This window comes from Paenibacillus jiangxiensis, from assembly GCF_046098255.1.
Classification (GTDB): Bacteria; Bacillota; Bacilli; order Paenibacillales; family Paenibacillaceae; genus Paenibacillus; species Paenibacillus jiagnxiensis.
In genome coordinates this window covers 117,727-136,167 of sequence record NZ_JBJURI010000014.1, presented here as the reverse complement: position 1 = coordinate 136,167, position 18,441 = coordinate 117,727, and the positions used below count along the sequence as shown (strand labels likewise).

Here is an 18,441-nt window from a genome sequence, read left to right as displayed (position 1 = left end):
TAGTTTTCTCTTAATAAATTTAAGAGCAAGGAAGGGGAATTCTGATCATGGACTTAAAGCAGCTGGAATATATCATCCAAATTGCAGAAGAGAACAACATCACGAAAGCCTCGGAAAAGCTATTCATTACCCAATCCGCATTAAACCAGCAGCTTTTAAAGCTTGAGAAAGAGCTTGGCACACAGCTTTTTGTCCGTTCAAGGAATAATTGGCACCTGACACAAGCCGGCAAAATTTATGTAGAAAACGCTAAAAACATGCTCAGACTCAAAAAAGATACGTATAATCAGATCCATGATATTCTCGAAACAAGGGAAGGAAATTTAGTTATTGGGTTAACGCCGGAACGCGGTACGCAAATGTTTGCCGCGATCTATCCTTTTTTCTATAAAAAATATCCTAAAGTAAAAATAGATCTCATCGAAATGCCTGTAAAAAAACAGCAGATTGAAATATTACAGGGAAACATCGACATCGGTTTTTTAACTCTACAGGATTTTCAAAAGACCAATGACAACTATATCCATTTATGCTTTGAACATATCATTTTGGGTGTTCCCTCTGCTCATCCCTTTGCACATCTCGGAGGCAGACTCGGCGAACCCCTTCCGGCAATCAGTCTGAAGCTTCTGGAAAACGATTCTTTTGCTGTCATGCAGACGGGCTCGACCCTCCGGGAAATCTTTAATCATTTGATCAATGAAGAGAACATAAGCCCTCATATTTTACTGGAAACCAGAAGCTGTCATACCTTATTTGAAATGGTTGCTCAAGGCATTTGCTGCTCCGTGTTCCCCATTACTTATGCGAAGCCAAGCTCTGCGATATCCTATTTTTCCATTCGTCAGAACCCGGTGTGGGAAGTAACGGCCAGTTATAAAAAAGACAGCTACTTGAGCAATGCGGCAAAAGAGCTGATTGCCATCGCTACGGATTACTGGTTGGAAAAGGTTCGGTGAAGTTGGCGTGCTTCTTTGTGCCGTTTGTAGGCGCTCCGCGAACGAAGCATTCCTGCAATCGCTGTTGACCCTCCGGGCCAAAGGCGACCGCTTCGCTTTTCCGGAATTGCTTCGTTCTCTCCGCTGCTGCGTGCATCCCCCTACTTTTAAACGAGAGGAAAGAAATCGCCAATCTTCCCCGATTTCTATGTTGAAAAAAAGGCCGAGAACAAGTCTACTCCCCCTGTTCTCGACCTATGATGCTTTATGATTAACTTTATACGAACTATCAATTCATCTATCAACCAGCTATAACACATGGTATAATATGCCTAACAACAGAATGGCTTGGATGGGCGGTCGGCTAGTCTCCCGTGAAGGGAGGTGATAGCCAATGGAGGTTTATCAAGCAATATCATTGATGATTGCATTTGGAGCGTTAATTGTAACGCTTATTGGTGTGGTCGTTACGATAGTGATTGCTCTGAACCAAAGCAAAAAGAAATAGACCGCCCTAGGCAAAGGAATCGGTCTATTTCTTATTGACCTGAACTTTGAACGGCCTACCGCTCTTCAAAGCGGCTGTTGCCAAGAGTGGGGATGTTAGCGCATCTTCCACTCTTTTTTTAGTATATACAACCCTGCTTAAATAATATCACACCTCTTGCTGATTGTTAATCACATGGTATAGAAAAAGGCTCAGTCTTTATATGGATCGAATTCGTTGGCCCCGGCCATGCACACTCCGATGGGCTTCAGCACATGCAGCACCTCCAGCGTCTCCTTGTGCGCATCCAGCACCTCCTGCAACTTGCGGTACACGAACGGACTTTCATCCGTCCCTGCTCCGCGCAGCTCGACACCGTAATTGCGAACCGCCGTTTCCATCTGGGCAGCCGTAATTTCGCCTCCACTGCGGGTGCGGGTTTTCCAGTTCATTTTTCCCGCTGCTCGGGTACGGCTCATAATGCGGCCTGCTCCATGAACCGTGCTGTAAAAAGCGTCCCGATTCTCCGCTGTGTCCTTGCCTTTCACAATGACGGAAATGTCTCCCATGCTTCCGCCGATAAAACCAATCTGTCCCGGTGTGGAAGGAGTCGCCCCTTTACGGACCACTACGGACTGCTTGCCAAAATGTTCTTCCTTCCATGCAAAATTATGATGGTTATGCACCGCCAAATCCGCCTCCGCTCCCAAAATGGCGAGCACCTGATCCATCACATAATCCCGGCCTGCATAAGCATACCGCCCGGCCAGCCTCATCGCACGGTAGTACATATCGCCAAGCTCGCTGTCCAGATCAAGCAGCACCGGCGGCTGATCCATGTGCTCACCAGGGGCTTTGCCCATGAATTCCCGCCCTGCCGCCAGATTGAGAAATCCGCTGGCCGTCTTATGACCGAACCCGCGGCTGCCGAAATGGTTGGCGGCCCAGATCCGGCCTGTCGCTTCCTCCACGAACAGGTCCACAAAATGGTTACCGCTGCCGACCGTTCCTAGCTGTGCCCGGGCCAGGGCCTTCAATCTGTCGTGCTCCTGCTTTCCTATTTCCATATAGACGGACCAGTCCGGATCGTCGAACAGCTCGTGATCCACCTGAACATCATTGACCCGGCCCATACCGAACGAAATCTGGCGGGCGATTTCATCGATAATCTTTCCGATGCGCGGCAACACCTCGTCTGCCGTCAAATTCGTCCGCACCGCCTTGTTGCCGCATGCGATATCATATCCCACGCCTGACGGGGAGATTTGTCCCTCATAGGCGACTACGCCGCCGATCGGCTGGCTGTAACCTATATGATGGTCAGCCATCAGCAGCGCCTGCATGACATTGCCCGTTGCTGCGCAGGTTTGCGCCTGCGCCAGTGCGCCCTCATCGGGGTTGCCCCAAACCCGCACTCCGTTAATTGTTTGATAAGTCATGTACTTCAACTCCTGTTGCTCTGTAAAGTTACCTCATTATTACCTATCTTTGTTTCTACGAACAGGGTGAAAGTATGACGACGTCTTTCGGCGTCTTTCTATGTTTTCTGTCAAAATCATAGAATTTATATTGATATTTTCCAGACCGGCTATTAAGATAGTTTTGAAAGGAGGTAGGATACATTATTTCTTTATGCAGTCTGACAACCGGAGTCAGAACTCTTGAGCCCTCCCCTTGGTACATACCGCGCGGCGTCCAGCGAAATCCGGAAATTGTAACCGGCCTAGGCTAAAACGCTTCTTACGGCGAAAGTCTGACCTCCCATCGTTTTAAATTTAAAACAGGAGGTATATGTAACCATGACCAAAGCTGGCATCCGCAAATTTTTCCCGATTTTTCTTATTATAATTCTTATAACAACGAGTATAAGTAACAACATCATCACACAGTCCGCATCCGCGGCAGCATCCAACGCAACGATTACATTGACAGCCGATAATGAATTCACCCTTTATCACAATGGTGCTTTGGTAGGCTCAGGGAATCAGTGGACGCAGGCAGACACTTTTAATTTGAACCTTCAGCAGGGCAAAAACGTAATCGCCGTCAAAGCGACCGACCTTGGAATGCAGGCCGGATTGCTCGCTGATCTTGTATACCAGCAAGAAAGCATCGTTTCCGATTTTAACTGGAAAACATCTGGCACCTATACTGCCGGATGGGAGCAAACCAATTTTAACGATTCCACCTGGCAGCACGCCACCGATTTCGGAATGTACGGCATGTCTCCGTGGAATAAGCAGGTCGCAGGAATGCCGGACAATACATCCGCCCGCTGGATCTGGATAGGAGATACCAACAATAATCCTGCGGTGAAAGAGGCCTATTTCCGCATGGAGTTCACGGTGTCTGACGATGGTCTTGAGATCAGCAATCCGATAACAAGTGTGGGCGAATTCGCCAATGTGGAATATGAACTCAAAAGCAACATCCCTATGCCAAGTCTGATCAGGCAGAAAATAGGCATTACAGGAGACATGTTTGCTGAAATCCCTGCAACCGGCAGCTTCTCGATTACCGCGGCTGAGTATGCACAGCTTTCGTCCACACTTGTGACCCATCAAATTTACCTGGATGAAGCGACCAACCAATCCATTAAAATTACCAAGGTGGCCGCCACACCTGCTTCATCCGGCTATATTGTCGAGTACGCTATCCCCCAATTTGAAGAATTATTTGAATATTACAGCATTCCTGAACAAACTGTCACGTTTGATCAGAGCAACCTGGTCTATCCGTCCGGCGGCTCCATTGTCTCCTTTTCAGATGTCTCATCTTCCGTCTATAATGACGTTCCATCAGCGGTCTATTCCAATGTCCCCTCATCCGTGTACACGGATATGGTTACATTCGGTGCCGACGATTTCATATCCTGCAGCAAATCCGGCTCTGACTTCGTCTGCAATTTCAAAAAAGAGCTGATCAACCAAAAAAGCGGCGGCAAGGAAACTCTCGTGGAAGCAGGCGGGACGCTGACCCTCAAAGCTCCAAAGCTCAGGGGAACTTACAAACATAATAAATTTGATCTGAAATTCACTGCAGGTGAAAGCGCCAATGTGTACGTTAAAGGCAAGGCACAGTTTGAAAAGGAAATTAAAGTGCCGCTTTACGGACTGGAGCTGGATGCCGGAAAAGTGGGAAAAGCGACGGTTGGTATCTTCCTTGTCATCGGCATTGACGGAAGCGTCAGCTTTGAATTTGTGGTCGACCAGGGTTATTCCCTTGAAGCAGGAGTGAAGGGAAAAAACTTCCTATACATCCCTCGGCTTGGTACCATTCAACCTTACAGCAGTGTGGACAAGCACTTAAACGTTACACATCAGATTGAGGGCACATTAACCGCCAGAGCGGGCGCACAGGCAGAAGTGGGGTTAGAGGTGCTCGGTATCAGTCTTGTGGGTGTCAAAGTGTTTGCGGGAATCGAGGGTGAGGGAACCTGGACAAGCAGCATCAATGTTCCATATACCATGACCATGACCTTGACGATTGACGCGCTGGTAGAGGGAGACGCTACTGCTATCGGCAAAAATTTTGATCTGTTTGAATTCCGCTGGAACCTGGTGAACCTGAAAAAAGAGCCGTCATCCGGCAGTTCAACCAATCTGGCATTAGGGGCAACGATTACCGCCGATTCCACCTATCCCGGATATTCGGTAACCAGGATCAATGATGGTGACCGCAACACGACGGTCGGCGGTGCTTATAGCTGGGCCAATGATAACAGGACGCCTCTGCCTCAATATGTAACGGTTGAAATGCTCAAGGCAGCCAGCATTAACCGGATTGATCTGTACACCTCTGCCGAATATCCGCTGGCCGATTATGATCTCGAGTATTGGAACGGATCGGCCTGGATCAGCCTTGTGAAGGTAACCGCCAATACGGAAACGTACAGGACACATTCATTTGCAGGCGTACAAACCTCCAAGGTGCGGGTAGTCGCCCGCAATGGGCCTCCCCATCAGCTCGGTTATGTCCGGATCAATGAGTTGGAGATTTACGGAGCGGCCAACGTAGCCCGGTCCGCGTCCATTACAGCGGATACGACCTTTCCCGGCTACTCTGTTGCCAGAATCAATGATGGTGACCGCAACACGACGGTTGGCGAGGCCTATAGCTGGGCCAACAATTACAACTCGCCTCTGCCGCAGCATGTTGTCGTCGCTTTCAGTCAGCCCGCCACCATCAGCAAGATTGACCTTTATACATCCACCGGCTACCCAATGGCCGATTATAGTTTCCAATACTGGAACGGTTCGGCGTGGGTAAATCTGGTCACCGTTACAGGCAACACGGATGTGTACCGGACCCATTCTTTCCCGACAGTCCAGACATCCCAAATTCGGGTGGTCGCGAGCAAAGGGCCGATCGATCAGTCTGGATACGTCCGTATCAATGAGCTGGAGATTTATTAAATTATTAAATTTAAAAACACGAAAAAAAGATGCCGTTTTGTATTCGAAAGACGGCATCTTTTATTTAAACCAACCCTTATCCTTAAAGCGGGTAATGGCCTCGATCCGGTTGCTGACATTGAGCTTGTCGAGGATCACCGAAATATAATTGCGGACCGTGCCAGCCGTAAGATACAGCTCGCCGGCAATCTCTTTGGTCGTCTTGCCTTCGGCAATCATCAGCAGAACTTCCTTCTCCCTTTCGGTCAGCGGATTCTCTTCTCCAAATGCCCCATCCACCAGCTCGGGGGCGTAGATTCTTCGTCCGGCCATGATGCTGCGGATCGAGGAAGCCAGCTCCTCGCTGGGGCTGTCCTTCAGCAGATAACCGTGTGCGCCTGCCTTCAATGCCCGTTCAAAATAGCCGGGACGCGCAAAGGTTGTCAAAATAAGTACTTTACAGCCGAGCCCTTTCAGCTCCTCGGCGGCCTCCAAACCACTTTTCAGCGGCATCTCAATGTCCATAATGCAAACATCCGGCTGGTGAATACGCACCAACTGTACTGCTTCCTCACCGTTTCCCGCCTTGCCGACAACCTTCATATCCTCTTCCAAATCCAGCAGGGAAGCCAGAGCCCCGAGCAGCATTCGCTGGTCTTCGGCGATTACAATCGTGATCATCTATCTGCCTCCTTCACCGGCTGTTCAAGAACATTGGGAACCTGTATGATCAGCCTCGTACCATGGTCTGAACGGACAACCATGCTCCCGTTCACAAACTCGAGGCGCTCTTTCATCCCGCGCAACCCATTTCCCCGAAAATGAGCGGTCTCCTTGGGCAGGCCTGTACCGTTGTCTTCCACTGTTAATGTCAGTTCGGTTCTAGACGGCTCGATCCTGACGCAACAGGCGCTCGCGCTGCTATGCTTGACTATATTCGTCACTGCTTCCCTAAGGCACATGCTCAGCACATTCTCATTCAGCAAGGAAACATTTGTCAGATGAGGATCACCCTCTACAGTAAGTGTGATTTGGGCCGCCTTCAGCATTTGCCGCATACGGGAAATTTCATCCTCAAGACTCGTTCCCCGCATCTCGGTAACCATATCCCGCACTTCCTTCAATGCATTCCTGGCTGTCTGACGCACGTCTTCGATTTCGGCCTTGGCCCGTTCCGCATCCTGAGTGATCAGCTTGCCTGCCAGGTCACTCTTCAGCCCGATCAAAGATAGCTTCTGACCGATCGTGTCATGCAGATCCCTGGCAATCCGCTGACGCTCCTCCAGCTTGACCAGCTCTGAGATTCTTTTGTTCGCGTTATTCAGCTCTCCCAGCAGACGGTCGCTTTTATTGCGGGTATACGTGGTGACAGGCAAAAGAATGACTCCAATGGTACTGACCAGAACGAAGGGCAACTGTGAAATGAATAACGGATTCCGTGAAACGAAGCCGTAATTGATCGTTGCGATGGTCGTCACAAGATGAATCGTGTATAACGTGACAAAACCGGCCCGGTTCCGGATATTCCCGATAAAGAACGCCAGAAAGAGTGAAAAATACACATATCCGAACAAAAGCGTCATCGTAATGGAGATCATAATTTGCATGCTGGTCCAGAAATATACGAGCCAGCCCTTTGACAGAAAAGACAGAACATAACATGCAAAAAATGCGATAATCATTATGCAGCCCAGTACGACCTGGTACGTAGAGGACGAACGAAATATAAAGTAGAACGGGAGAATGTACAGGACAACCCATATATATGGGCTAAGCCCTGTGCTGCGGTGAAAAATCTGATACCATTTCTGCATTGCCGTCCTCCCTGTGCCGCGCGTTATAACTGAACCGTTTAGCGTTTCAATCATTTTAACACAATATCGGCAGAGGATTATTCGCCCTGAACATTGGGTTTGGTGATTAACCGATTAGCCCCAGCATCGTGCTTGTGTAATTTCCGCTTCACACTACTGTAGCCTACAAAAGCCTTCCTCTCCTCATCCCACAGCCGGAATCGCAACGATTGCAGACTTGTTCGAATCGTGATGGTTGTCGCTTTCTGCAGCGGGGGCGCGGCATGATGAGCCTTTTCCAAATTGTAATTCGGTACCTTCGGACTCAAATGATGAACATGATGGAAGCCGATATTGCCCGTAATCCATTGCAAAGGCTTCGGCAGCTTATAGTAAGAGCTTCCTTCCACGGCCGCGTTCACATAGCTCCATTCTTCATCATGCTCAAAATACGATTCCTCAAACTGATGCTGTACGTAAAACAGCCAGATCCCCAGCATGCCTGATACAAAAAAGATTGGCGCCTGCACCAGCACAAAGGCTTGCCAGCCGATAGCCCAGCACAACAGGGAATATAAAATAACAATGGAAGCATTGGTGATGTGGGTATTTACTTTCTCTTTGTGTTTGGCTCCTTTTCGGTTAAACCGGTATGAGAACAGAAACACATAGACTGGCCCGGCAACAAACATGATAAATGGATTACGGTACACACGGTACGCCGCTCTTGTCCAAAAGGATGCCTGCGCATATTCCTCAACCGTGAGCACCCACATGTCTCCCGTTCCCCTCTTATCCAGGTTGCTGCTCGTTGCGTGATGGATCGCATGTGTGTTCTTCCACTGCACATATGGACAAAGTGTAATAATGCCTGTGATGGTGCCCAGAATATCATTGGCACGCCGGCTTTTGAAGAAGGACTGATGACCGCAATCATGAAATATAATGAACGTACGTACAACAAAACCGGCCGCGAGAATCGTAATGGGAAGTGTGAGCCAATAGGATACGGCAAGGCTTAAATAAGCCGCATACCAAAGCCCAATCAATGGTATAAGGGTGTTTGCAAGCTGGAATAAACTCGATTTTTCATTAATTTGTTCATACGGGGCAACTTTCTTTTTCAGACTGGACAGGTTGTCATGTCGGGTCATACGTTGTTCCTCCTCCATATTGACGCAAGTGCTGCCGTTTAAACCTCCGGATGCACCCTATACCTATCATAGATAAATACATCCGGAGCAGGTAGTCACAAACGTCAATGCTGGAGTATGACAAATGTCATATGGTATTTTTCTTTAGTGCGTGTTCAAAAAGTCAGGTTTTCAGCACCGAGAAGGTTGGATGAAGCTAGGGACTGAGGAGCGGAGCGTACTTGAGGTACGTGAGCACCGGAAGGCCCGGCTGAATTCAAGATTCGATGTCGAGTCCGCTTCCTGATTTCCTTCGTGATCAAAAGATGACTTTTTGAACTACCTCTATTAGGAATGAGCCAGAGTCTGCTGCTGTGGGACTGGGGCCTCATCCTTCTTGGCTTCCGCTTTGCTCAGCTTCCTTTTTTCAACCGCCATCAAGACTAAAATGATCGCTGCAAAAGCGCTCAGTAATATGAGGATACCACCCAATTCTTGAATAAAGTAACGAAGCTCGCCGCCTCTAAATCCCATACCCCGCAGGAATTTGAAATGCCATGTCAGAGGCAGAATGTTGCTGACAACCTGCAGCGGACCAGGAAGCATGGAAACCGGCAGCTGCGCGCCGCTCAGCAGGAAGGAAGGCATCATCAGCAGCAAGATTCTGCCGGATGCTTTCTCCGGAGTGGGAGCACTCCAGCCAATCACCATGGCAAACAGGCTGAGCGTTGTCGTATACAGCATAAACGGAATGAACATGTCCAACATGCCCGCTTCAAATCTCAATCCGCCAAGCTGCTTGATCAAGCCGATGGACAGGAAGAACGAGATACATCCGACCAGCGCGTACGGCAGTACCCGCAGCAGAATCCCTACAGGATGATTCAATTCCTCCTGCAGACGCCCCTCTGCCCGCAAACGGGGAATGATGGACAGGCCAGCGCTGCCGATCAGGGAAAGCATGACCGTATTGACAAATCCTATTACCGAGCTCATCAACGTGCTGCTGGTCGGATTATACAGCAGTCGCTGCTGGACCATCATATTGGAAGTCATGCCGGAAACCTGGCTGTCGGTCAGGCCAACAGCCTTCAAGCTACCGGCAGCAAGCGCGGCATTCTCCGCCGTGATTACTTCCGTTACACCCGTCCGCAAGCTGGCTGTAGCCTGCGCGACGGTATTATCCACGTAAAAACCAATATTGCTTTGTTTTCCCTGCAATCTGTTCGCTTCCAGTCCCGCTGGAAGGTAAATCACCGCAGAAAACTGTTCGTTATAGAGCAGCATGTTCGGATCGGTATCATTATCGAAGACCCTTTTAACATTTATATACTGGGAAGTGTCCAGCTTGGCAATCAACTGGCTGCTATAGGAGCTATGGTCCAGATCAACGATAGCAACCGGCCCTTCATTGATCTGGCTATTCTTAAAAACATAACCAAAAACTGCAGCAACGACTATAGGTACAAGCAGCAGAATAAAAACACTCTTGCCGCCAAGCATATGCTTCCATTCATCAATCAGCGCTTTCATCCACTTGTACCTCCACCGTCATGCCCGGAAGCAGATTTTCAGCACGCTCCACTCGCACACGGATCTGAAAGGAGCTGGTATCCGATTGTCCCTTGTCGCGGCTCATTCTCATATTGGTATATTGCGGAGCAGAAGTAACGTACTCTACCGTTCCTTCAACATCCTCATTCAAGGCCACAATATGAGAGGTTACTTTGGAACCGGCATGGAATTTGGCGACATCCTCTTCACCCACATAGAGATCGTAGTACAGTTCATCCGTTTCGATCATGATGACCGTGGAGCCTGCGGATACGTTCTCCCCAAGCTTGGGCACGACCCGCGTCACTTTGCCGTCTACAGGAGCCTTCAATACTGTACGGTCACGCTGCAGCTGCAGCGATTTCAACTGGACCTGCAAAGCCTCCTTCTGCTTCACCAGCAAATTCACATTATATTTCCCATTCTCGACTTCATCTCTGGACTGAGAGGTCTGATTCAATGCCTCTTTGGCTTTTTCCGTCTTAAGACGGGCCTGCTCACGCTCCTCGGCTGTGGCCCCTGCCTGCATTTTCTCTAGGGAAGCCTGCTGCTGTGCAACCGCATTTTGCGCGATATCCGCCTGTTTGGATGCCGTCGCTACCGACGCATTGGCAATTTCGAGCTGATCCTGTGCCGTTTCGAGTGCGATTTTGGCCGAATCCAGCTCATTTTGTGCCTTGTCCAGGTCTGCCTGGGTGGCAACACCGCTCTCTTTTAAAGCTTTGACCCTGCTATAGCTCGTCTGGACCAGATCAAGCGACTTCTGCCGGGATGTGACCGTCTTTTTCGCGATTTCAACATTTTGCTTGGCTGTCTCCACCGCCGTCAATGCATTCTCGGCCGATTGCTTCGCAGACGAGACCGCCAGTTGCTGCTGCCGGATATCCTCGGCCCGTGCCCCTTGGTTCACCTGGCTTTCGGCTGTCTGTGCCGCCTGAATGTCAAGCTGGGCCTGCTTCTCCGATTCAGTAATCTTATTTGACTGGATGCCAAGCGAGCCCTTGGCCTGGTCAATTTGCACGTCCATTTGGGCAATTTGCGATTTCAGCTTTGCAATTTCAAGATCTTTGTCCACTGGGTCCAGGGTCATGAGCACATCTCCCTTTTTGACCCCCTGCTCTTCCTTGACATTAATGGAGCTGACCTTGCCGCCCACTCCCTGAAAAGAAGCGTTCACTGTATCTGCGGCGAGCAGGGTGTCCTTCTCCTGAGCGGCCATGCTTACTGCATCCTTGCCGCTCATCGCCATTAATATCCCTCCAGCGCCCAGGGCGACAACCAGCAGAATATAAGGGATAAATTTCTTAAGCATATCTATTCTCCTTTTTAAAAATAATTTATAAGCCGTCATATAGTACGACGTCGAATTATAAGGGGAAGAAGGGTTCAACTATCTTTGAACCTTTCTAATCCGTTGCGAAGCTTATGCAGAAGTCCCACAAATATCTTATGATCTTCCTCTGTAAAATCCTGCATTAGATTCGAGACAAAGGAAGCATACATTGGCACCACCGTATTTATATGCTCCACACCTTTATCGGTCAGGTGAATCGCTGTCATTCTACGGTCATTCAGGCTGGCCCGTTTGATATAACCGTCGCGTTCAAGACCGTCGATCACGCTGGTCATCGTGGAGCGTGTAACCCCCGAATAAACAGCCAGCTCCGATGGAGTCAAAGCTTTTCTATACGCAAACAAAGGCATCAAGATCTTCATTTTGCCGACCGAGAGATTGTGCTCGGACAACTTGCCGCTCATTTCATTGTATACTTCATGAGTTGTGTGTATAAAAGTCATCATGGTATACAGGGAATCCCACTCCAATTGAGGAAAATGCTCCGCCAGCTTTCGTAGCCGCACTTCCACTTCGTTACCTTTGAAGTTAGCATCAAAGTTCATTTCCGCACTCCTTCCATAAATATTCGCAATCACATAATACGGCATCGAACTATTTTGGTCAAGATAAAAATGGAATAGGTGTAAGGTGCACAAAGAAACCGTCCCCTGTAATGTCGAATCACATTTCCATTTACCAGGAGACGGTTCTTTCCATTTTTTCATTTTTTCATTTTTTCACTTTTTACTATATCATGGGCTTCCGACAAATCGGCATCCTACCCTTTGACCGAACCTGCCGCGATCCCTTCGACAATCCGGTCGCTCAGGATGAGGAAAACCAGCAGAATGGGCAGGATGCTGATCATCAGCGTGGCGCCGATGGCTCCCCAGTCCGTCGTGTACTGGCCGATGAAATTTTGCACGCCGACCGTCAGTGTTTTGTACTGATCCGAGCTGATAAAGGTATTTACAAAAATAAATTCGTTCCAGTTGTAAATCATGTTGATGATTGCCGTAGTCGCCATGACGGAAGAGGTCATCGGCATCACAATCCGGAAAAACATCCGGTTCACGGAGCAGCCGTCCATCACCGCTGCCTCCTCCACTTCTCCCGGCAAAGCGTAATAAAATCCGAGCAAAATCATGATCGTGGTCGGCATATTAAAGGCAACGTAAGAGATGATCACGGACAGCGGGCTGTCCGTTAGATGCAGCTTCTGGAACATGCTGAACAAAGGAATCAGCGTGGAATGAACCGGAATCATCAAACCGACCATAAACAGCCCGAGCACAAAGGCACTACCCTTCCATCTCATACGCGTGACCGCAAAGGTGACAAAGCTGGCCAACAGTACCGTAAGCACGAGCGACACCACCGTAATCCAGACGCTGTTCATGAAATAAGTGCCGATATTGCCGCTGCTCCATACCTTGACGTAATTATCCCAATGCGGCTGCGGCGGGATGGCAAAGGGCGGCATATTGAACACTTCCTGATTGTTTTTCAGGGAAAATAGCAGCAGCCAGATTAACGGGAGAAGTTGAAGGACAGCTGCGGCAATGAGAAGCGCGTACAACAGGCCGGTTCCTGTCCGGCTCCATATTCCACGGCTGCTCCCCAACCCCCGATTCAGCGTATGTTGGGCCATCGTTTCTGATTTCACTATTGCTCCCCTCCTTTCCAACTCCGCCTTTTAAGAGTACTGAATCGTATCCTTTGTTGCCGTCACTTTACGGATCACATAGGTCGCGGCCAGACAAATGAGCAGCAGAAAAAATGCGACAGCGCTGCCATAGCCGAAATCAAAGCCGCGGAAGGCTTGATGATACATATAGGACGCCATCACTTCACTGGCCCCGTTTGGGCCGCCGTCGGTCATGACATAGATCAGATCAAAATATTTCAGAGACCCTACAAACGACAGAACAACCGTAACCTTAATGACCTCGCTAACAAGCGGAAGTTTGATGCGCAGCGCGATCTGCAGCGGGTTGGCCCCGTCAATCCGCGCCGCCTCAATGAGCGATTCCGGGATATTTTTGAGCCCGGCATAATAAATGAGAATATAAAAGCCCGCATACTGCCAAATAATCGGAATAAACAGCGCGAACAGCACAATGGAGGGCTCCGCCAGCCAGGCTGGCGGATTTAGAATACCCATGGACATCAGTACGTTATTGAGCACTCCATTGGTAGGATGATATATTTTCATCCACAGCTGTGCAATCGCCACCGAGGACAGCAGCATGGGAATCAGATAAATTTTGCGCAGCAGGCTGGCGCCTTTGATTCTGCCTGACAGCACAAGTGCAATCAGCAGGTACCCAATCAGGCTTATGCCGGAAAACAGGGCCAGCAGCAGCGAATGGTATGCGCTTTGCCAGAAGGCGGCATCAGCCAGCAGATCTTTGTAATTATCCAGCCCGACAAAGGTCATGGGAGAGATGCCGTCCCACTCGTTCAGTCCGTAGTAGCCAGTCAGCACGATAGGAACGTAGATGATGGCCAACAGCAGAAGCAGGGACGGCAGCACGTACAGGGCGATGATGAATTTGTTGGACATGACTTTATTCACGACTAGGTCCTCCTCTCTCTATCCGGCTGCACTCAATTTCCTTTCTCCACCGCCTGCTTGTGCTCCGCTGCGAACTGCTGCGGCGTTACCGCTTTTCCGAACAAGGCTTGAATCATATTCAGATGCACCTGGGCGGCATTTGGCTTCATCTTCACATCCGCGAACAGCGTGATACTGCTGGCATTATTCAGCTCGTTCAGCAGTTCCACATACAACGGTGGCAGGTTTCCTTTGGAGGTGTCCACCTTGGTCGCCGGAATGACGCCCGCGTCCGTAACGGATTGTTCGCCCCATTTTGCCACAAAATATTCCACAAACTTCTTCGCTTCTTCCTTCACCTTGGAGTTCTCCGCCACGAACAGGCCCACGCCGGGACCGCCCACCCAACTGTTGACATTGCCTTTGCCACCGTTCACGGTCGGGAATTTGAAAAACCCGATGGAGTCCTTAAATTCCTGCGGAATATCCGGATTGGTTGTAAAATTCGGCAGCTCCCACGTGCCCATCAGATACATGGCCGCTTTCCCGTTCATAAACTCCGATTTGCCCTCATCATTGGACAGTCCGTTAAAGCCTTTGTTAAACGCATTCATATCCACCAGGCTTTGAATTTCAGCCCCCGCCTGTATGAGACCCGGATCTTCAAATGAACCGGTGCCGTCGATGGCCTTGGCCAGCGCTTCGTTCCCGGCAATGCGGTCAGCCAGATACATATACCAGAGCGATCCGGTCCACCGGTCTTTGTTGCCCAGCGCTATAGGCGCAACACCATTGTTGGCAAGCGTCTGTACAACCTGCTTGAATTCATCGTAGGTCGTGGGCACCTGAAGGTTATATTTTTCAAAAATGGCCTTGTTATAATAAATAGGCGAAATGTTCAGCTCGATGGGCAGCGCATAGGTTTTGCCGTCCACGGCGTAAGCTTCCGTCGTTCCTGCTACAAACTTGTCCTTAAGCTGCTGCCCGTTAAGCAGGTCGTCAAGCGGTGTGAACAAACCGCCTTTTACATAAGGCTCCATGAATCCGGCCGCCCACGTAATGCCGATATCCGGCAGCTCGTTGGAGGCAGACAGCACCTTCAGCTTGTTTTTATACTGCTCATTTTCCAGAACCTCCTGCTTGATGACTACATTCGGATGATCCTTCTGATACTGCTCGATAATCTGATTGACCAGCTTGTTCTGCTGTGCCGAGCTGCCTGCCGGCCATAGATGCATCATGTTGAGCGTAATTTTGTCGCCTCCGCCGCCGGCTTGCGAATCGCCTCCTCCGGCATTCCCTCCTGCTCCGCCACATCCAGATAGTACCAGCATCAGCGCGAGCATAACGATAAACCCTGCAAACACTTTGTTTTTGGACATTCCCAAATCCTCCCCCAGTGTGATTACAAGCTTTTAATGTAACCGCTATCAAAAAATTATTTTAGCACCGGGTTTCCGCCGCTCACAGATCACAGCCATTGGCAATAACTCCACTATTATTGGATTTCTTCAGGACTGTCCGCCATCTGGTGTCTGTACCGGCTCGGGCTTACGGATTCCAGCTCCTTGAACACTTTAATAAAATATTTATCCGTCCGGTACCCCACCCTGTTGCCGATTTCCATCACCGAGAGCCGGGTTTGCAGCAGCAGTTCTTTGGCGCGCTGAATCCGCAGCCGGGATACATATTCACTGAAGGGCGTCCCTGTCTGTTCTTTAAAAAGCACGCTGAAATAGCTGGCATTCAGATGGAGGCGCGCCGCCATATCCGCCATCGTTAACGGTTCGTGGATGTGTTCTTTAATATAATCCAGCGCTTCCTTTACCGGCTCGCTTAAAGAAGCCTCTCTTCCACCGACCCTCAGCAAAGCGGGATCCACCAGCTTCTCCAGCTTTTCGTGCAGCTCCCGTTCTTCCTCCAGCCTTAACGCCTCGCCGGTCGCCTTCAGCAGCTCCTGCTTGTCAATCGGCTTCAGCAGATAATTGACGGCTCCCAGCCGCAAGGCCTGCTGCACATAATCGAACTCCGCGTACCCTGAGATGACCACAATGCACGGCTTGCGTGCTTGGCCCTCCAGAGAGCGGATCAGATCCAGGCCGCTGATTTCGGGAAGCCTGACATCCGTGATTAGCAGGTGAAAGGCCTGCTGCCGCAGCTTATCCAGCGCCTCCACCCCGTTCTCCGCCGTTTCGATCCGGTACTTCCCGCTGCCTGCGGCCTCCAGTGTCTGCTTGATGCCCTGCCGGGTACGCGGCTCGTCATCCACGACCAATATCGTTTTTAGCGTCAGTTCCATGCCCGCCCCCTCCATTTCCATTAGGAATGTCAAATGAAATCACCGTACCCGCACCAGGTGAACTCACGATGTGCAGGTCTTCAATTTTGCCATCCGCCCCCGCGTAATACAGCTTTAACCGCTGCTGGACATTGGCCAGCCCCATGCCGATTCCTTTTCCGGCAACAGACGGTCCTCCCTGCAGCGCTCTGTATAATGCCTCGCATGTATCCCGGTCCATGCCCGGGCCGTTATCCGATACGGCAACTCTTGTCCAGCCCTGCCGCACGGAATGCCCTATCCGCACCTCGACAACGCCGTCCCCTCTGCTGTTCTCGACACCATGCAGGATTGCATTTTCCACGATCGGTTGGATGAGCAGCTTCGGAACAGGCACCGCAGCAAATTCAGGGGGCATGTTAAGACGCCATGTCAGGCGTTCCCCCAGCCTCATCTCCATAATCTGAAGATAACGCCTGATGTGCTCCGTTTCCTCGCCGACGGTTACCCATCCGTCTCTCCCTTGTTGATCGATGGTATAGCGGAACAGCCTGGACAGGGACACCATCAATCCTGCCAACTCTTCCTCCCCTTTCTCCTGCAAGGACCAGTTGAAGGCCTCCAGCGTATTAAACAGAAAATGTGGATTAATTTGCGCCTGCAAAGCCTTCAATTCCGTGCGGCTCTGCAGTACCTCTTTCTCGTATACCACCCGGATTAACTCATTAATATTGGTGATCATGGCGTTGTACGTATGGTTCAGCTCCCGCAGCTCCAGTGCGGCGGGAGACTCGGGCTGCAGCGCCAGCGCGGCAGGACGGGATTTACGCATGGCCCGGATCAGGCGGCTGATGGGCCGGGTAATCATGGTGGAGAGGAGAAAGGACATCATCAGGAACAGCAGAGTGCCGATAACACATGAGACAAGCATGATCGTCCTGAGCACCGAAAGACCTTCCGTTACGAAGCTCACCGGCGTAAGCACAAGCAAGGTCCAGTTCGTTCTGTCCGAATGCTGCTCCACTTTGACATATTCCCGGTCCCTGAATTTCACCGTCTGGCTGTTGCTGTTCAATAGCCCCAACAGATCAGTGGCGGGGATACCCCCGCTGCCTACCAGCTCCCCTTTTTCGTCCACGAGCAATATGGACTCCCCGCCGCCGCTCCCGGCCATGGTATCATTCAATTGGAAGTAGCTGCGCTGTACGCGGGCAATCAAATATCCTCCACGCGAAAACCAGCGGTCCAGCAAGCTGACCTGGCGGATGGCCAGCAGGGATTGCGGGTCATGCGGATCAACACCGATCCAGACCAGCCTGCCTTTTTGCCCGTTGGCCTCCGCGATATAACTGTGGTCGATACGGCTGTCCAAAGTCCCTTCACGCAGCGGAAAGAGCAATGTGCCATCAGCATCGTACAGCTCCAGTGATCCTACGCTGGGCATGTAGGCCTGGTAGCTGAACATAATCTGCAGTAGGGACTGGCGCTGACTGAATGTGACCTTCCGGCCGCTCAGTTCCTCCAGCAGCAGCTGCTGCACTCCCTGATGATTGGCCACCTGCTCCGTCAGGCTGTCAATTTGCCCGATCAGCGCATCCAGGCGCCCGTTGGCCTGTACCGCCGTCTGCTGGATATGCCGCTCCGCATTGTTTTTCAAAATAAATGCCACTCTATTGTAAATGAATGCCCCGGTCACCCCGATCATGATCACCATAACAAAGAAAAAACCGATAAATATCTGATTGCGCAGCGTATTTAAGTTTTTCCATCTTTCCCCCATCGACTTCGCCCTCTCAAATCGTTATCTCACACAAACAAATATACACGAGAATAGATGATAGCGATTACAAAATATTGTTTACAGGCTTTGCCCGTTGTGTTTAAGCTGAGGCGAAGCACTGAACGACTAAGAAACCGTCTCATAATGAAGGGACATTTTGCCTGCCTTATCCCGTTGAATGCATTTAGGCA

The 18,441-nt window shown here is 50.2% G+C and carries 15 protein-coding genes; 3 read left to right on the top strand and 12 right to left on the bottom strand.

The genetic code is table 11. The annotated features are described in order from the left end of the window. Positions 1-47 precede the first annotated feature (47 nt). Together ACI1P2_RS15255 and ACI1P2_RS15250 are read left to right on the top strand one after the other, a co-directional pair. On the top strand, positions 48-959 hold the full coding sequence (locus tag ACI1P2_RS15255; protein WP_355320705.1) for a LysR family transcriptional regulator: 912 nt from the start codon (positions 48-50) through the stop codon (positions 957-959). Positions 960-1,332: 373 nt separating this feature from the next. Continuing rightward, entirely contained in the window at positions 1,333-1,446 is a 114-nt protein-coding gene (locus tag ACI1P2_RS15250; RefSeq protein ID WP_355320704.1) for a putative holin-like toxin, read from the top strand. 191 nt (positions 1,447-1,637) lie between these two features. On the opposite strand, the gene ACI1P2_RS15245 is transcribed toward ACI1P2_RS15250, so the two are convergent. After that, positions 1,638-2,864 carry an RtcB family protein gene (locus ACI1P2_RS15245; RefSeq protein ID WP_355320703.1) on the bottom strand — a complete coding sequence of 409 codons (1,227 nt, stop codon included), beginning with the start codon at positions 2,862-2,864 and terminating at the stop codon, positions 1,638-1,640. A gap of 360 nt (positions 2,865-3,224) precedes the next feature. On the opposite strand from ACI1P2_RS15245, the gene ACI1P2_RS15240 reads away from it, so the two are divergent. Next, on the top strand, positions 3,225-5,840 hold the full coding sequence (locus ACI1P2_RS15240) for a discoidin domain-containing protein (protein WP_355320702.1): 2,616 nt from the start codon (positions 3,225-3,227) through the stop codon (positions 5,838-5,840). Positions 5,841-5,900: 60 nt separating this feature from the next. Here ACI1P2_RS15240 and ACI1P2_RS15235 read toward each other — a convergent pair whose 3' ends face one another. The 11 genes from ACI1P2_RS15235 to ACI1P2_RS15185 all read right to left on the bottom strand — a co-directional run bounded on the left by ACI1P2_RS15235 (position 5,901) and on the right by ACI1P2_RS15185 (position 18,250). Continuing rightward, positions 5,901-6,500 (bottom strand): response regulator transcription factor, encoded by a 600-nt coding sequence (locus ACI1P2_RS15235; RefSeq protein ID WP_355320701.1) that lies wholly within the window; start codon positions 6,498-6,500, stop codon positions 5,901-5,903. After that, a complete protein-coding gene (locus ACI1P2_RS15230) occupies positions 6,497-7,633 on the bottom strand; it encodes a sensor histidine kinase (RefSeq protein WP_355320700.1) in 1,137 nt (378 codons plus the stop codon). The genes ACI1P2_RS15235 and ACI1P2_RS15230 overlap by 4 nt, the downstream gene beginning before the upstream one ends. A 77-nt stretch (positions 7,634-7,710) precedes the next feature. Beyond that, the gene (gene desA / locus ACI1P2_RS15225; protein ID WP_355320699.1) at positions 7,711-8,766 is read right to left on the bottom strand and encodes a Delta(5) desaturase DesA; all 1,056 of its coding nucleotides are present in this window, start codon (positions 8,764-8,766) and stop codon (positions 7,711-7,713) included. Between the two features lie 327 nt (positions 8,767-9,093). Next, positions 9,094-10,278 carry an ABC transporter permease gene (locus tag ACI1P2_RS15220; RefSeq protein WP_355320698.1) on the bottom strand — a complete coding sequence of 395 codons (1,185 nt, stop codon included), beginning with the start codon at positions 10,276-10,278 and terminating at the stop codon, positions 9,094-9,096. Further along, positions 10,262-11,611: an HlyD family secretion protein gene (locus tag ACI1P2_RS15215; RefSeq protein WP_355320697.1), complete on the bottom strand. Its 1,350-nt coding sequence runs from the start codon at positions 11,609-11,611 to the stop codon at positions 10,262-10,264. Before ACI1P2_RS15215 ends, ACI1P2_RS15220 begins: the two co-directional genes overlap by 17 nt. A 74-nt stretch (positions 11,612-11,685) precedes the next feature. Then, positions 11,686-12,198 carry a MarR family winged helix-turn-helix transcriptional regulator gene (locus tag ACI1P2_RS15210; RefSeq protein WP_355320696.1) on the bottom strand — a complete coding sequence of 171 codons (513 nt, stop codon included), beginning with the start codon at positions 12,196-12,198 and terminating at the stop codon, positions 11,686-11,688. Positions 12,199-12,413: 215 nt separating this feature from the next. Next, positions 12,414-13,286, bottom strand: a complete 873-nt coding sequence (locus tag ACI1P2_RS15205; protein ID WP_355320726.1) for a carbohydrate ABC transporter permease — start codon at positions 13,284-13,286, stop codon at positions 12,414-12,416. Positions 13,287-13,331: 45 nt separating this feature from the next. Beyond that, positions 13,332-14,213 carry a carbohydrate ABC transporter permease gene (locus ACI1P2_RS15200; RefSeq protein WP_355320695.1) on the bottom strand — a complete coding sequence of 294 codons (882 nt, stop codon included), beginning with the start codon at positions 14,211-14,213 and terminating at the stop codon, positions 13,332-13,334. A gap of 32 nt (positions 14,214-14,245) precedes the next feature. Beyond that, positions 14,246-15,574, bottom strand: coding sequence for an extracellular solute-binding protein (locus ACI1P2_RS15195; protein ID WP_355320694.1), 1,329 nt, complete (start codon positions 15,572-15,574; stop codon positions 14,246-14,248). Between the two features lie 116 nt (positions 15,575-15,690). After that, positions 15,691-16,491 carry a response regulator gene (locus ACI1P2_RS15190; protein ID WP_355320693.1) on the bottom strand — a complete coding sequence of 267 codons (801 nt, stop codon included), beginning with the start codon at positions 16,489-16,491 and terminating at the stop codon, positions 15,691-15,693. After that, on the bottom strand, positions 16,454-18,250 hold the full coding sequence (locus ACI1P2_RS15185) for a cache domain-containing sensor histidine kinase (protein ID WP_355320692.1): 1,797 nt from the start codon (positions 18,248-18,250) through the stop codon (positions 16,454-16,456). The genes ACI1P2_RS15190 and ACI1P2_RS15185 overlap by 38 nt, the downstream gene beginning before the upstream one ends. Between the last annotated feature and the right edge of the window lie 191 nt (positions 18,251-18,441).

What these genes read in the sequence shown, in the direction of transcription:
- ACI1P2_RS15255 (WP_355320705.1), top strand. Translation starts at nt 48, where the DNA reads ATGGACTTAAAGCAGCTGGAATATATCATCCAAATTGCAGAAGAGAAC.
- ACI1P2_RS15250 (WP_355320704.1), top strand. Translation starts at nt 1,333, where the DNA reads ATGGAGGTTTATCAAGCAATATCATTGATGATTGCATTTGGAGCGTTA.
- ACI1P2_RS15245 (WP_355320703.1), bottom strand. Translation starts at nt 2,864, where the DNA reads ATGACTTATCAAACAATTAACGGAGTGCGGGTTTGGGGCAACCCCGAT.
- ACI1P2_RS15240 (WP_355320702.1), top strand. Translation starts at nt 3,225, where the DNA reads ATGACCAAAGCTGGCATCCGCAAATTTTTCCCGATTTTTCTTATTATA.
- ACI1P2_RS15235 (WP_355320701.1), bottom strand. Translation starts at nt 6,500, where the DNA reads ATGATCACGATTGTAATCGCCGAAGACCAGCGAATGCTGCTCGGGGCT.
- ACI1P2_RS15230 (WP_355320700.1), bottom strand. Translation starts at nt 7,633, where the DNA reads ATGCAGAAATGGTATCAGATTTTTCACCGCAGCACAGGGCTTAGCCCA.
- desA (WP_355320699.1), bottom strand. Translation starts at nt 8,766, where the DNA reads ATGACCCGACATGACAACCTGTCCAGTCTGAAAAAGAAAGTTGCCCCG.
- ACI1P2_RS15220 (WP_355320698.1), bottom strand. Translation starts at nt 10,278, where the DNA reads ATGAAAGCGCTGATTGATGAATGGAAGCATATGCTTGGCGGCAAGAGT.
- ACI1P2_RS15215 (WP_355320697.1), bottom strand. Translation starts at nt 11,611, where the DNA reads ATGCTTAAGAAATTTATCCCTTATATTCTGCTGGTTGTCGCCCTGGGC.
- ACI1P2_RS15210 (WP_355320696.1), bottom strand. Translation starts at nt 12,198, where the DNA reads ATGAACTTTGATGCTAACTTCAAAGGTAACGAAGTGGAAGTGCGGCTA.
- ACI1P2_RS15205 (WP_355320726.1), bottom strand. Translation starts at nt 13,286, where the DNA reads ATGGCCCAACATACGCTGAATCGGGGGTTGGGGAGCAGCCGTGGAATA.
- ACI1P2_RS15195 (WP_355320694.1), bottom strand. Translation starts at nt 15,574, where the DNA reads ATGTCCAAAAACAAAGTGTTTGCAGGGTTTATCGTTATGCTCGCGCTG.
- ACI1P2_RS15190 (WP_355320693.1), bottom strand. Translation starts at nt 16,491, where the DNA reads ATGGAACTGACGCTAAAAACGATATTGGTCGTGGATGACGAGCCGCGT.
- ACI1P2_RS15185 (WP_355320692.1), bottom strand. Translation starts at nt 18,250, where the DNA reads ATGGGGGAAAGATGGAAAAACTTAAATACGCTGCGCAATCAGATATTT.